This is a genomic window from Segatella maculosa OT 289, assembly GCF_000243015.1.
In the GTDB taxonomy this organism is placed as follows: domain Bacteria; phylum Bacteroidota; class Bacteroidia; order Bacteroidales; family Bacteroidaceae; genus Prevotella; species Prevotella maculosa.
Map to the genome: position 1 here is coordinate 53591 of NZ_JH594502.1, position 13997 is coordinate 67587.

General features: G+C 50.5%; 10 protein-coding genes. 4 read left to right on the forward strand and 6 right to left on the reverse strand.

Features of this window, described 5'->3' with window-relative positions:
* Positions 1-227: 227 nt before the first annotated feature.
* From HMPREF9944_RS04355 to hpt, 6 genes are all read right to left on the reverse strand, one after another.
* Complete coding sequence (locus tag HMPREF9944_RS04355) at positions 228-1382, reverse strand: M23 family metallopeptidase (protein WP_008564713.1); 1155 nt, start codon at positions 1380-1382, stop codon at positions 228-230.
* 37 nt (positions 1383-1419) lie between these two features.
* Entirely contained in the window at positions 1420-2202 is a 783-nt protein-coding gene (pgeF, locus tag HMPREF9944_RS04360; RefSeq protein WP_008564715.1) for a peptidoglycan editing factor PgeF, read from the reverse strand.
* Positions 2199-3365, reverse strand: a complete 1167-nt coding sequence (obgE, locus tag HMPREF9944_RS04365; RefSeq protein ID WP_008564717.1) for a GTPase ObgE — start codon at positions 3363-3365, stop codon at positions 2199-2201. The genes pgeF and obgE overlap by 4 nt, the downstream gene beginning before the upstream one ends.
* A 354-nt stretch (positions 3366-3719) precedes the next feature.
* Positions 3720-4094, reverse strand: a complete 375-nt coding sequence (locus HMPREF9944_RS04370) for a four helix bundle protein (RefSeq protein ID WP_008564719.1) — start codon at positions 4092-4094, stop codon at positions 3720-3722.
* A 110-nt stretch (positions 4095-4204) separates the two neighbouring features.
* Complete coding sequence (locus tag HMPREF9944_RS04375; protein WP_008564721.1) at positions 4205-4777, reverse strand: adenylate kinase; 573 nt, start codon at positions 4775-4777, stop codon at positions 4205-4207.
* Positions 4778-4814: 37 nt separating this feature from the next.
* Positions 4815-5354, reverse strand: coding sequence for a hypoxanthine phosphoribosyltransferase (gene hpt, locus HMPREF9944_RS04380; protein ID WP_008564723.1), 540 nt, complete (start codon positions 5352-5354; stop codon positions 4815-4817).
* Positions 5355-5459: 105 nt separating this feature from the next.
* Between hpt and HMPREF9944_RS04385 the strand changes: the two genes are divergently transcribed.
* From HMPREF9944_RS04385 to HMPREF9944_RS04400, 4 genes are all read left to right on the forward strand, one after another.
* A complete protein-coding gene (locus tag HMPREF9944_RS04385) occupies positions 5460-6977 on the forward strand; it encodes a bifunctional ADP-dependent NAD(P)H-hydrate dehydratase/NAD(P)H-hydrate epimerase (RefSeq protein ID WP_008564724.1) in 1518 nt (505 codons plus the stop codon).
* Between the two features lie 18 nt (positions 6978-6995).
* The gene (locus HMPREF9944_RS04390) at positions 6996-8036 is read left to right on the forward strand and encodes a DUF4831 family protein (RefSeq protein WP_008564725.1); all 1041 of its coding nucleotides are present in this window, start codon (positions 6996-6998) and stop codon (positions 8034-8036) included.
* A 645-nt stretch (positions 8037-8681) separates the two neighbouring features.
* Positions 8682-11651, forward strand: a complete 2970-nt coding sequence (locus HMPREF9944_RS04395) for a TIM-barrel domain-containing protein (protein ID WP_008564726.1) — start codon at positions 8682-8684, stop codon at positions 11649-11651.
* The gene (locus HMPREF9944_RS04400) at positions 11648-13993 is read left to right on the forward strand and encodes a glycoside hydrolase family 2 TIM barrel-domain containing protein (protein ID WP_008564727.1); all 2346 of its coding nucleotides are present in this window, start codon (positions 11648-11650) and stop codon (positions 13991-13993) included. Before HMPREF9944_RS04395 ends, HMPREF9944_RS04400 begins: the two co-directional genes overlap by 4 nt.
* The last annotated feature ends 4 nt before the right edge of the window (positions 13994-13997 follow it).

Genomic DNA, 13997 nt, shown 5'->3' on the forward strand with positions numbered 1-13997 from the left:
GTGCGCTAAGTGTGTGTGTGTGTGTTAGCAAATTATTTGGATTAACCAAATAATAAGCGTTAAAAGATGCAGAGAAATCAAAGTTTCTTTGCATCGTGTTTACACATTTATTATAATGGGTTGTTAATATCATCTTGGCGGCAAAGGTAAGGCTAATTCTGCAAACAGCCAAACTTTTCGCAGCTTTTTTGTCTTGCTGCGATTCGACCTTAAGGTGGCTATGCCTATTATTTTCGGGCGTAGTAGTTGTGTTCTGACTTCACACTTCCGTTCTTACTGAGCGTCAACGTCACCTGCTGGAGCGACTTGTTGGCATGGTCGAAGACCACAGCGGGGTTCATGCGACGGCCCTGAAAGAACACTTCAAAGTGGAGATGCTCGGTGGTTGCGCGCCCCGTTCGGCCCGTCAAGCCAATCACTTGCCCTGCTTTCACCCGGTCACCCGGCTTGACAAAGTTCTTAGACTGATGGCTGTAAAGGGTCTCAAAGCCGTATTTATGCTTAATGCGAATGCAGTTTCCGTAGCCCGAGAAAGGGCCGCTCATGGTGACAACGCCGTCGAATGCGGCCAGGATATTGTCGTTGGGCTTGGTCTTGATGTCCACTCCCGAGTGGTGACGTGCCCCACCATAGGGGCTGATAACATGGCTTCCGGGCAACGGATAGGCCCATTGTTCTTTCTCTATGTCGGCAAGGTTGAGCTTGAAAGTATTGGCATTCTCAAACGGGTTCTCCGGGTCTATATCGTTCTTTTTGCTCTTTTTGTTTGTGTTTGCCTTGTTTCCGTCTTTCACGGCCACGTCTACATAACGGCCGTTCTTGGTGCATAGCAACGTTTGCTTGCGCAGTTTGTGGCTGCGCACCTCGAGAACAGTCTCGGGATTGATGCGTCCGCCGTTCACCATGATAGAGAACTTGCAGTAAGTCTTGCCTCCTTCGCTTCCCACAATGGCTATCGACCGACCGGCACTGACCTTTTGTCCCACCTTTACAAGGTTCTGTGCATTGTTCGCATAAACTGTTTCAAGCCCGTTGTCGTGGCGGATAACGATGACGTTCCCATAGCCGTTGACGTTGCGTGAGAGCCTTACGACACCCGCGAACATTGCTTTGACGACGTCGCCCTCCTTGGTCTTGATGTCTAAGGCCTGACGGTTGTCGGTCAATTCGGCTTTTCCCACGGGCAACGGAAAGGAGTATTCGTTGTCGTTGAGTATGCCGAGATCGATACTGATGGCGTTCGAGCGACTGAAGAGGTCGGGCGTTGCAATGCTGATTTGTTGTTGTTCGGCGGCGGTAAAGGTGTTGTTGGCCGGTGCAAAGGCCGATGTTGTCACGACGAACAGTACTCCGAAGAGGTTGTATTTCAAATTTAGTTTCATATCCTTGTTGTTAAAGGGTTGTAAAAGTTAGCTGTTATTATTCAGTTTGCATGATTCCTGTGAATATCCTGCCAGACTTCAAGCCCAGTTTCCGGGCCGAGAAGTATTCGTCGGCATGTGAGAACGTGCAGCAATCTGCCATTTGTATACGGTCGGTCTGCAGACCTGCGGCCAAGAGTTGCAGTCGGTTACAGGTCGGAAGGTCGATATGCCATTTGCTGAAACGGCAGGCGATAGCCTTCATATCGAAGCCTTCGGCACGGAAAGCCTCGTAGACCTCGTCGCCCACCTCAAAGGCTTCGAGCGAGATGCCCGGCCCGATGACGGCCTGAAGACCAGAAGGTTGGGTGCCATAAGCCTGTTGCATGCGGCGGATAGTGTGCTCCGCAATGCGCTTCACCGTGCCCCGCCAGCCCGCATGGACGGCTGCTATGGCATCATGTTCGGCATCATAGAGCAGCAAGGGTATGCAATCGGCCGTCGAAACACCGATGCAAATGCCCCGCAGTCGGGTCATAACGGCATCATAACCTTCGGCCTTTTGGCAGCGTTCCGCTGCAGTATAGGCAAGCCATGTCTCGTCTATTTGCAGGCATTCCGTGCCATGTATCTGATGGGGCATGACGATATGGTCGGCCGATATGCCCAATTCTGCGGCCAAAGCCTTGCGGTTTTCAGCAATACTCGCAGGGTCGTCGCCGCAGAAGGCATTGATGTTGAACGCACGAAAGGGCCCTTTGCTGAAGCCTCCCCTGCGGGTCGAGCTGAAAGCACGTACACCTTTTGCGATGCTATATTCGTTTAATTCGGGCCTGATCATGCTTGAATGTCGTTGTATTCAAAGTCTTCTAAGTCCTCAATATCGGCCTCGTCGATGAACTCAACATCGTCATCATCGACCCCTTCGGCCTGAATCTCGGCCGCAAAAAGGCGCATATCTTTGTCGCGATGCACGAGCGTGTCTTCGGCAATGATGTCTTGCAGCTTGTTGCTCTCGCTGTTGAGTTCTTTCCACAACGTGTCTTTGAGCGGCTCAAGGCCCATACCTGTGACCGAAGAGATGAAGACCACGGGCAGATCCGTGGGCAAAGTGTCTTTCAACATCGCGATGAGTTCCTCGTCGAGCAGGTCACTTTTCGTCACAGCCAACACGCGATGCTTGTCTAACATCTCGGGATTGAACCTTTGAAGTTCGTTGAGCAGCACCTCATATTCCTTTTTGATGTCGTCGGTGTCGCCCGGAACCATGAACAACAACAGCGAGTTGCGCTCGATATGGCGCAGGAAACGCAGGCCTAAGCCCTTGCCCTCGCTCGCACCTTCGATGATTCCCGGAATGTCGGCCATGACGAACGACTTGCTGTCACGGTAGCCCACGATGCCCAGTGAGGGCTCGAGCGTGGTAAAAGGATAGTTGGCAATCTTCGGACGTGCGCTCGAAAGGGCCGAAAGCAGCGTGGATTTCCCGGCATTTGGGAAACCTACGAGGCCAACATCGGCCAAGAGCTTCAACTCCATGATGACCGTCATCTCCTCCATGGGCTCACCGGGCTGCGCATAACGTGGCGTTTGGTTGGTAGCCGAGCGAAACTGGAAGTTGCCCAAGCCTCCGCGGCCTCCTTTCAGTAGCAATACTTCCTGCCCGTCGTAGGTGACATCGCACACATACTTGCCTGTTTCGGCATTGTAGACCACGGTTCCGCAGGGCACATCGATGTAGGTATCTTTCCCATTTGTGCCATGACATTTGTCACGCCCGCCGTTTCCGCCGTGTTCGGCGTAGATGTGGCGTTGATATTTCAGGTGGAGTAGGGTCCAATAGTTGTGGTTTCCCCTTAGATAAATGCTTCCTCCGTGTCCTCCGTCGCCTCCGTCAGGTCCTCCGTTGGGCTGATATTTCACGTGACGCAAGTGCATGGAGCCTCTTCCGCCCTTTCCCGAACGGCAATAAATCTTTACGTAGTCAACGAAGTTAGATTCCATTCCTTATTCTTCTTTATCTTTTTGAACATTGACCTCTTTTACTTTGAACATTGACCTTTGAACATTGACCTTTATGATTAGCTATCTTTGAAGTTTGACCTTTGGACATTGAACTTTATGATTAGAAAGAGTGGACAACAGGAACTATCATCTTGCTATCAACTCCTTAGATATAGGCTTCTGCTATCAGCCACTTCACCGTGTAATATCAGTCATCTTAGTTCATAAAATAGGCCATCTTGTAACTCAAACATTGATAATATGTTCTCAACCGCTACGAAGCACGGCCCTTGAGTCTTTTATTTTAATTCTTTAGTCCTTGCATTTGAACCTTGTTTTATGATTGGCAAACCATCACTTCTCTAAAGAGGAGCGGACAGACTTTACGATTTTAGTGAGCACAGCATTGATTTTCTTGCAGTCATCTGCCAAAGAAGCATGCATGGTTTCTTCTATATAGTCAGCCTCTCGCAATAAATCTATCCAGTATTCGGCCTCCGTTGCCTCCTTTAACGCAATATTCATCTTGCTACAAAAGTCGGGACGGCTCTGTGCATTCTTTCCTTCATGCACATTCGCGCCGATACTTGTACCACAACGTAGCAGTTGTTTAGACATGATAAACTCTTTTCGCTCATCAATCAAATGGCGATAGAGCTGTACTATTCTTAGCGCAAAGGCCTTGGACAATAGATATATGTCGTTCTCAACCACTTTTCTTTCCAACATAATAAGTTCATCAACGCGTTTAGTATATTGCTATTAAAGACAATAAGTCATATCCTAAAGTTCAAAGTCTAAAGTTCAAAGTTCAAACTTCAATGTTCAAAGTTCAAACTTCACACCTTGTCAACGACCGAAGCGATGCGTTCAAAGATGTCATCCACTGTGCCAAGGCCTTCCACATGATGGTGTATGCCCTCTTTCTTATACCAATCGATGAGCGGAGCAGTCTGAGTGTGATAAACATTGAGGCGTTTCTTGATGGTTGCTTCATTGTCGTCGCTGCGTCCGCTTTCCTTTCCGCGATTGATAAGCCGTAACATCAGCTCCTCTTCTGGTACGGATAGTTCGATCATGGCCGCTATCTTGTGGCCACGTTCATGGAGCATCTTCTTCAAAGCCTCTGCTTGTGGCGTGGTACGTGGGAAGCCGTCGAAGATGATTCCTTTGTGGTCTTTGCCAAAACTGTCGTAAACGTTGGCAAGGATGTCTATCATCAGCTCGTCAGGTATGAGCTGTCCGTTGTCAATATAGCCCTTTGCGGTCTTTCCGAGTGCCGTTTCATTCTTGATTTCACGGCGCAATACGTCGCCCGTAGAGATGTGTCCGAAGCCATACTTCGCTATCATCTTGTCGCTCTGTGTGCCTTTTCCTGCACCGGGAGCACCGAAAATTACGATATTCTTCATTGTTTCTTTGTGTATATAATGATGTTCTTGTTCGTTATTATGGGTCGATGACCGTGTAGATGTCGCGGAGTTGGCGGCCTTGTTGGTCGTAGTCGAGCCCGTAACCCACGATGAAATCGTTGGGAATTTCCATGGCAACGTATTCGATATTCAGTGGAACCTGAAGCTTGTCGGGCTTGACGAGCAGCGAACAGATATGGATTGACGCCGGATTTCGGGTGCCGAGACTCTCTATCATGCGCTTCATGGTGAGCCCGGTGTCGATGATGTCTTCAACAATAACGACCGTTCTGCCGGCCAAGTCTTCGTTCAATCCGATGACTTCCTTGATTTCTCCGGTCGAAGTAGTACCTTGATAGGAAGCCAACTTCACGAACGAAATCTCGCAAGGTATCGTGATATGGCGTATCAAGTCGGCCGCAAAGATGAACGAACCGTTAAGCACGGCCAGCAACAACGGGTTCTTTCCGTCTAAATCGCGGTTGATTTTCTCGGCAACGGCCTTCACACGTTGTTGGATTTCGGCTTCGGGAATGAACGTTTTGAACGTTAAATCCTTGATTTTGACGATGCTCATAGGAGGCGAAATAAAATAATTTGTGGCAAAATTACTAAAAATATGGGAAACGACATCTACCGATTAGCATTAATTTTGTATTTTTGCAGCATTATATAATAATGCATGAAGATATTCAATAGTGCTCAAATTCGTGAGCTCGATGACTATACCATCAGGCATGAAGCCATCACTTCGCTCGACTTGATGGAGCGTGCTGCCAAGGCAATCGCGCGAGTTGTCATGCAACGATGGGCGACAGCGACGCCTATTGTGGTCTTTGCTGGCCCGGGAAACAACGGGGGTGATGCCTTGGCTGTGGCTCGATTGATGGCCGAAGCGGGCTATGCGGTCACGGTTTTCCTCTTCAATATCCACAATCGCCTGTCGGATGACTGTGCGAAAAACAAGCAACGACTGATCGATTGTAGGGCGTTGAAGGCCTTCACCGAGGTAGTTGTGGACTTCGAACCACCACGTTTAGATGCCGAAACGGTGGTCATTGACGGCTTTTTTGGCAGCGGGCTCAACAAACCATTGGCGGGTGGCTTCGCTTCATTGGTGAGATACATCAATCAAAGCCCGTGCAAGGTGGTCAGCATTGACCTGCCTTCGGGGCTAATGACCGAAGACAACACGTATAATGTCAGGCAGAATATCATTCGGGCCGACCTCACCTTGACCATTCAGCAGTTGAAGTTGAGCATGCTCATGGCCGACAATCAGCAATATCTTGGCGAAGTACGCGTGCTTGACATTCGGCTTTCGCCCGATTTCATAGCTGCTACCGACTGCCAGTTCAGCCTGCTTGAAGAGCATGATATCCGCAGTAGGTTGCGTCTGCGCAGTGCTTTTGCCCATAAAGGAACCATGGGTACGGCATTGATGATAGCCGGATCGTATGGCATGGCGGGTGCGGCTGTGTTGGCCACGCGGGCATGTTTGCGGGCCGGGGCAGGCAAAGTGATTGCCTGCACACCCAAACGAAACTGCAATATCCTGCAAGTCAGCGTGCCCGAGGCAGTGCTTTTGATAGACAAAGACGAGAAGATTTTCTCCGAACCTGTCGATACTGAGGACTTTAAGGCTGTGGCCATGGGACCCGGAATGGGTCGGAATGAAACCACGGCTATCGCATTAATCGCCCAAATCCGACACACACAATGCCCTATGGTGCTTGATGCCGACGCCTTGAACATCTTGGGTAACCACCGTGCATGGCTGCAACAACTGCCCGAAGGCATTGTCATGACACCGCATGCAGCTGAATTCGACCGTCTTGAAGGCAGCATTTCGAACGGTTGTTACGACCGTTTGGCGCGGGCAATTGCCTTGGCCGAGCGGCTTCACGCCTATGTTTTGCTCAAAGGACACTACTCCGTTTTGTGCACACCTGATGGAAAAGGGTTCTTTAATCCAACGGGAAACGCCGGCATGGCAACTGCCGGTAGCGGCGATGTGCTGACGGGCATCATCGCAGGACTGTTGGCACAGGGCTACAATCAGCAAGATGCGGCCTTGATAGGAATGTACCTGCACGGCTTGGCAGGCGATTTGGCAGTACGAGATTTGGGTCAGGAAAGTCTCATTGCAGGCGATTTGATTCACTATCTTCCCAAGGCTTTCGCACGTATCAGAGAATAAAAAACATCAATATAGCTTATGAAGAAAATAACAATGCTGTTGTTGGGGTTCATTGCGCTTGCAGTTCATGCGCAGCAACCTGTGGAAGGCAGCACTTACTTCTTGCCGAAAACGGCCATACAGTTCCATATACGCGTAGAAAAAACGGTTTATGAGCCGGGAGAACTGGCACTTTACAGTGAGAAATACCTGAAACTGAAAAATGTTTCAATGGAGCCGCGCACCTCTTATCGCATCATCAGCGTTGAGACACGGTCGGTCGGTGTGCCCGACACGGCGAAACAGCACATGGCCTTGATAGATAAGAAGCACAGTATCATCAGTCTGAGCCGCGATGACAACGGCGTTTTGCTGGCTGTGAACACCATCGGGCGCCGAACCGAGGCGCCCAAGCCGTTCGTTTCGGCCCCCAAACCGGCCCCACTTAACCCGCATGATTTTATGAATGCAGATATTCTGGCTGCAGGAACAAGGCCCAAGATGGCCGAACTGATTGCTTCTGAGATCTATGAAATACGTGAAAGCCGCAATCAATTGACGCGTGGAGAAGCCGACAACATGCCGAAAGACGGCGAACAGCTGCGTATTATGATGGCAAACCTTGACAAACAGGAGCGAGCTTTGCTGCAGGAGTTCACAGGTACGGTGGAGAAAGACACGACGGAGCGTATTCTCACGTTTATGCCCAATAAAGAAACAAGCCGACAGCTGCTGTTTCGCTTTTCTTCCAAGCTGGGAATGGTCGACAGTGACGACTTGAGCGGCCGTCCGTTCTATGTAACTGTTGAGGATTTGCACTATCTTCCAACGCTCAACCTGCCCGATGTGGGCAAGAAAAGCAAGGAAGAGAGCGGCATCTACGTGAACTTGCCGGGCAAAATCCGCCTTTCGCTCTTCGATGGCACCCAACTTCTTGGCAAGTTCGAGCATTATGTGGCGCAATTCGGCCGTTCCGAATCGCTGAGTGGCGAGCTTTTCGGCAAGAAATTCACCACGCATATCGTGCTCGACCCCGTGACGGGCAATGCTCAAAGGCTCGAAGTGGTGCCCTTGCAATAGTCCGTTTGCTCGAAACCCCGCCGTATCTCTTCTTCAATCCGAATATTCCTATCACCTGATGTAGCCCGTGATGAGGGATAATTAATGCCGTGTTGCGCATCAATATGGGCATCGTGAGCATGTAGGGACGCACGGTTCGTGCGTCCGCTCAAGCAGAATAGAAGGCTAAACACATGTTTATTTGGGCGGACGCACGAGCCGTGCGTTCCTACATACATTCAAATGGTTCGATGCATTATCCATATTGACAATCAATCACTTACACCTTGCTTTTCAATCTCAGCCATTTTACCGTTCAATCTCACCCATTTCACCGTGTAACCTCAGCCATATTGCGCGGTGAAATGGCTGAGATTGAAAAGCAAGGTCCGTGTGCCCACTCACATTTCAGTTGACAGTTGACAAGTAAATGGGGTCGCGCGTTGTTTGTTTGTGCGCATATTGCGACGCTTATGCCCGAACATGGAACACCTTCCCGTTGTTTCAGCCTCGCCAAGGAGCGGTTATAACAAAACAGTATGTGTTGTTAACAAAAACGACATACGCCATTAACAAAACAACATTTGTTGTTAACAAAACGTTATATGAGTATGAAAGGAATATTGTATCTTTGCAACATAACTAAAAAGCAACAGCAATCAAATCATGAGAAGACTCATCTTATTATCCTTGGCACTGACGATGTGCCTATGTTTCGGCCAAGCCGGCGAGGCATTGTCAACCGATTGCAAGGTCATGGTGCGCCCCACGAGCGGTCAGGCCCGCGTGGTTTGCCTGCAAGTCGTGGGTGATGGCATCGTAAGAGTGCGGGCCACGACTGCCAATGTGCTGCCCGACAAGCGTGAGAGCCTTATCATCGTGCCGCAAACGGCGAACCCCAAGTGCCACATCAGCGAAACAAACGGTACAGTGAGCGTGAAAACCGCGCGAATGCAGGCCGTTGTCAGCAAGCAAACGGGCGAAGTGACGTTCAAGGATGCCAAAGGCGAGACGTTGTTGCACGAGTCTTCGGGTGGAAAACGCTTTTGGTCGTATCGCGTTCCCGACCGCGAAATCGGCGTAGACAGCAATAATGTTCCCGAAAGTCAGCGCAATGGGCTTTCTTGGCAGCTGGTGTTCGACAGTCCGGACGACGAGGCTTTCTACGGACTTGGGCAACATCAGGCCCACGAACTCAACATGAAAGGCAAGAACGAAGACCTTTTTCAATACAATACCAAGGTAAGTGTGCCCTTTGTTATCTCCAACAAGCACTACGGAATCCTGTGGGATACTTACAGTTATTGCCGCTTTGGCATGGCTGAAGACTATCTGCAAGCGGGCCATGTCTTCCGTCTTTACGACAAACATGGGCGCGAGGGGCATCTCACGGGCACCTATACGGATAGCAACGGACAGCAAATCGTGCGCGACGAAGACAGCATCTACTATGAATATGCCTGTCCGCCGAAGTCGGAGATAGCCAACCGAACGGACAACGGAGGCACGAAGAACCTGCCAAAAGGCTTCAAACTCGACGGTGCAAAGGTGGTTTACGAAGGCTTTATCGAGGCTCCGAAAGACGATGACTATCAATTTCTGCTCTATTATGCGGGCTATGTGCGCGTATTCATCGGAGGTAAGGAGGTTGTTCCAGAGATATGGCGCACCAGTTGGAACCCTAATTCGCACAAGTTCAGCTGCCGTTTGCCGCAAGGACAGCGACAGCAGCTGCGCATAGAGTGGCGTCCCGACGGCGGCGAAAGCTATATTGGCCTGCGAGTGGCCCGCCCTCGCAGCCAAGAAGCGCGTAATCAGCTCTCTATCTGGAGCGAAATGTCGCCCGATATGGACTATTACTTCATCTACGGCAGCACGATGGACGAGGTAATCGGCGGCTATAGGACCCTGACAGGGCGTGCACCGGTCTATCCGAAATGGGCTTTGGGCTTTTGGCAGAGCCGCGAACGCTACAAAACTTCGCAGGAAATAGAAACAACGCTTGCCGAATTCCGTCGCAGACACATTCCTATTGACAACATTGTTCAAGACTGGAACTACTGGCCGGAGGACCAATGGGGCAGTCATCGCTTTGAAACTGCACGCTATCCTGACCCACAAGCCATGCTCGACTCGGTGCATCGGCTGCACGGACGCTTTATGATTAGCGTCTGGCCCAAGTTCTATTGCAACACGGAAAACTATAAAGAACTTGACAAAAACGGTTGGATGTATCATCAAAGTCCCACAGACGATATCCACGACTGGGTGGGAAAAGGCTACAAGAACTCGTTCTATGACGCCTATTCCCAAGGTGCTCGCAAGCTGTTTTGGAAACAAATGGACGACAATCTCTATTCGAAGTTCAACAACGCCAAGACGATGACGGCCGGAATTGACGCTTGGTGGATGGATGCTTCAGAGCCTAATGTGCGCGATTGCACCCCAATGTGGTATCGAAAAGCGCTTTGTGGGCCCACAGCCCTTGGCACTTCGACCGAATACTTCAATGCCTACAGCATCGTTAACGCTGATGCCATCTACAACGGACAGCGCAGTGTGTGGCAAGGTAGGCCGAACGAGCCGCGTGTTTTCCTGCTCACACGCAGCGGTTTTGCCGGTCTTCAACGCTATTCCACAGCTACTTGGAGCGGTGACATAGGCACCCGATGGGAAGATATGCGTGCCCAAATGACGGCAGGCATGAACTATTCGCTGGCCGGATTGCCCTTTTGGGGCATGGATCAGGGCGGTTTCTCCGTGGAGCGTCGCTATATGGCTGCCCAAAACGTGTGGAATGAGACCGGAATTGAGAACGAAGACCTGAAAGAATGGCGCGAATTGCAAACCCGTTGGTGTCAGTTTGGCTGCTTTGTACCGCTGTTCCGCACGCATGGTCAGTGGCCTTACAGAGAACCTTGGAACATTGCGCCCGACAATCATCCCGCATATAAAAGTATATTATGGTATCATCGGCTGCGTTATCGGCTGATGCCCTACCTCTATTCCATGGCCGGCAGGGTGCATACGAACCACTATACCATGATGAGAGCCCTCGTTATGGACTTCGGAACAGACCGGAATGTGCTCGATATCAAGGACCAATGGATGTTCGGACCATCGCTGATGGCTTGTCCGGTGGGCGAGTATAAGGCGCGCACCCGCAGCATTTACCTGCCCAAACAGACAGGTTGGTATGATTTGTACAGTGGAGAATACCTTGCAGGTGGCCAACATTTGACCGTTGAGGCGCCCTATGAGCGCATTCCGGTCTATGTGCCTGCGGGCGGAATCATTCCTTTCGGCCCCGAAATGGAGTGGACCGACGAGAAACCGGCTGAACTTATCCAGCTATATGTCTATGCTGGCCGCGATGGATGGTTCACTCTCTATGAAGACGAGGGTACAAATTATAACTATGAAAAGGGAAAATGCGCCACAATCGACATTCATTACGACGATACCGCACGCAAGATAACCATCGGAAACAGGAAAGGTAGTTTCCCCGGCATGCTCAAATCGCGCCGCTTTAACGTGGTCTTGGTTGCCAAAGAGGCACCGAAGCCCCTGAATATGGCTGATCCCAAGGGTAAGATGATAAACTATTCGGGCAAAGAAGTCAGTATCAATTTATGAAAAAGCGTACCTTCCTACTGATTTTCGCCTGCATTAGCCTGTCAGTTGGTGCACGTCAGCGCGTATCTTTGGACTGTGACTGGCGATTTACGCTGGCAGACTCGGCTTCTTTCGCGATGTCCGACTACAACGACAGCCATTGGCGGCGGCTCAATGTGCCACATGACTGGGCCATCGAGGGCGACTTCCATGCAAACAACAAGTCGGGAGCCTCGGGAGGTGCGCTTCCCGGAGGTGTAGGATGGTATAGAAGAAACGTAAACATCAGGCGCTTGACGAATGAAAAACTGTTCTTGAGTTTCGATGGCGTGTATATGAACTCCACCGTCTATGTAAATGGCCACAAACTTGGCTTCCGTCCCTACGGATACAGTTCATTTGAGTATGATATTACACCGTTTGTGCACGATGGGAACAACTCTATTGCGGTGCGTGTAGACAACAGTGACCAGCCAAACTCACGTTGGTATAGCGGTTGTGGCATCTATCGTCACGTCTGGTTGACCCGAACTTACCCCGTTCATATCAGGCATTGGGGCGTATATATACGTGATGGGAAGGTGGAAGTGGCCTATGAGAACCCCAAAAAGGAGAAAGTGACGGTGCGAAACATCTGGTCTGAGAAGGGAAGGCAACTGTGGTCGCCCGACAATCCGAAGACTTATAAGGTGCGTACGCAGTTATTGATCAAAGGAAAAGTCGTCGACGAGGTCGAAACCGTAACGGGTTTCCGTCGCTTCCGCTTTGATGCGAAGACGGGATTTTGGCTGAATGGGAAGAATATGAAGCTGAATGGAGTGTGCTTGCACCACGATTTGGGCTGCTTGGGTGCTGCTTTGAACGAAGATGCGCTGCACCGTCAACTGACGAAACTAAAGCAAATGGGTTGCAATGCCATTCGTTGTAGCCACAATCCGCCTGCTCCTGAACTGTTAGCCATGTGTGATACGATGGGATTCATCGTCATGGACGAGAGTTTCGACATGTGGAAGCGACGCAAAACCAAGAACGATTACGCCCGTTTCTTTGATACTTGGGCCGAACGTGACCTTTCAGACATGGTATTGCGCGACCGTAACCACCCTTCTGTCTTGATTTGGTCGATTGGAAACGAGGTGTTGGAACAGTGGTCTGGCGCAGAAGCCGACACGTTATCGGCTGAACAGGCCAACTTAATCCTGAATGCTGGGCGCGATACTTCCATGTTAGCCAAGAAAGGTGAGCTAAGTTTCAACAGTTTATTGACCAAACGGCTCGTTGATATCGTGCACCGCTACGACACATCACGCCCCGTTACGGCCGGTTGTAATGAACCTTCGCCCGATAATCACCTGTTTCGAAGCGGTGCTCTCGACATTATAGGGTTCAATTATCACCATCAATGGGCGAAAGATGTGCCGAAGAATTTCCCCAACAAGCCTTTCTTGTTCACCGAAAGCGTATCGGCTCTGCAGAGCAGAGGCTGCTATAAGATGCCAAGTGACAGCATTTATCAGGCTCCACGCGCTTGGTGGGAACCTTATACCGACCCAACAATGGAGTGTTCTGCCTATGATAACATGCATACTTCATGGTCTTGCACCCATGAAGCCATGTGGGAGGCGGTGAAACACACGCCGTACGTCGCAGGACAGTTCATTTGGACGGGCTGGGACTATATCGGCGAGCCCACTCCCTATGATTTTCCCGCGCGTTCGAGCTACTTTGGCATCATTGATCTTGCTGGATTCCCCAAGGATATCTATTATATGTATCAAAGCGAATGGACAAGTAGGCCCGTACTTCACCTGTTTCCGCATTGGAACTGGCTGGACGGGCAGGAGATAGACCTGTGGTGCTACTACAACAACGCTGACGAAGTGGAACTGTTCGTCAACGGTCGGAGCCAAGGGACGCGTCGCAAGACCGCAGGGGCTACTGCTTCCTTGTCCGGTTCGGCCTATCATGTCGGTTGGCGCGTGCGTTATGAGCCCGGAGAAATAAAGGTAGTGGCTCGCCAAGCGGGGAAAGTGGTGGGCGAACAGACGAGACATACCGCCGGACAACCCTCGATATTGCGCCTGAACATCGACTATCGGGGCCGTGACCTCAGCTTTGTTTTTGTCGATGTCTGCGACGATCGAGGCACTATCTGCCCGCATTCCGACGCCCAAGTGTTCTTCACGGCCGCCGATGGCTTGGAAATTGTGGCCGTAGACAATGGATGTCCCTTTTCAATGGAACGTTTTAAGGACGACAAACGCCGTGCCTATCACGGCCGATGCATGGTGGTGGTGCGCGGAAAAGGCACACTTACCGCCCGTTCCTACGGACTCAAACCGCAAAATATAACCATTCAATAAACTA

Coding starts and splice junctions, on each gene's coding strand:
- HMPREF9944_RS04355 (WP_008564713.1), bottom strand. CDS start 1,382: ATGAAACTAAATTTGAAATACAACCTCTTCGGAGTACTGTTCGTCGTG.
- pgeF (WP_008564715.1), bottom strand. CDS start 2,202: ATGATCAGGCCCGAATTAAACGAATATAGCATCGCAAAAGGTGTACGT.
- obgE (WP_008564717.1), bottom strand. CDS start 3,365: ATGGAATCTAACTTCGTTGACTACGTAAAGATTTATTGCCGTTCGGGA.
- HMPREF9944_RS04370 (WP_008564719.1), bottom strand. CDS start 4,094: ATGTTGGAAAGAAAAGTGGTTGAGAACGACATATATCTATTGTCCAAG.
- HMPREF9944_RS04375 (WP_008564721.1), bottom strand. CDS start 4,777: ATGAAGAATATCGTAATTTTCGGTGCTCCCGGTGCAGGAAAAGGCACA.
- hpt (WP_008564723.1), bottom strand. CDS start 5,354: ATGAGCATCGTCAAAATCAAGGATTTAACGTTCAAAACGTTCATTCCC.
- HMPREF9944_RS04385 (WP_008564724.1), top strand. CDS start 5,460: ATGAAGATATTCAATAGTGCTCAAATTCGTGAGCTCGATGACTATACC.
- HMPREF9944_RS04390 (WP_008564725.1), top strand. CDS start 6,996: ATGAAGAAAATAACAATGCTGTTGTTGGGGTTCATTGCGCTTGCAGTT.
- HMPREF9944_RS04395 (WP_008564726.1), top strand. CDS start 8,682: ATGAGAAGACTCATCTTATTATCCTTGGCACTGACGATGTGCCTATGT.
- HMPREF9944_RS04400 (WP_008564727.1), top strand. CDS start 11,648: ATGAAAAAGCGTACCTTCCTACTGATTTTCGCCTGCATTAGCCTGTCA.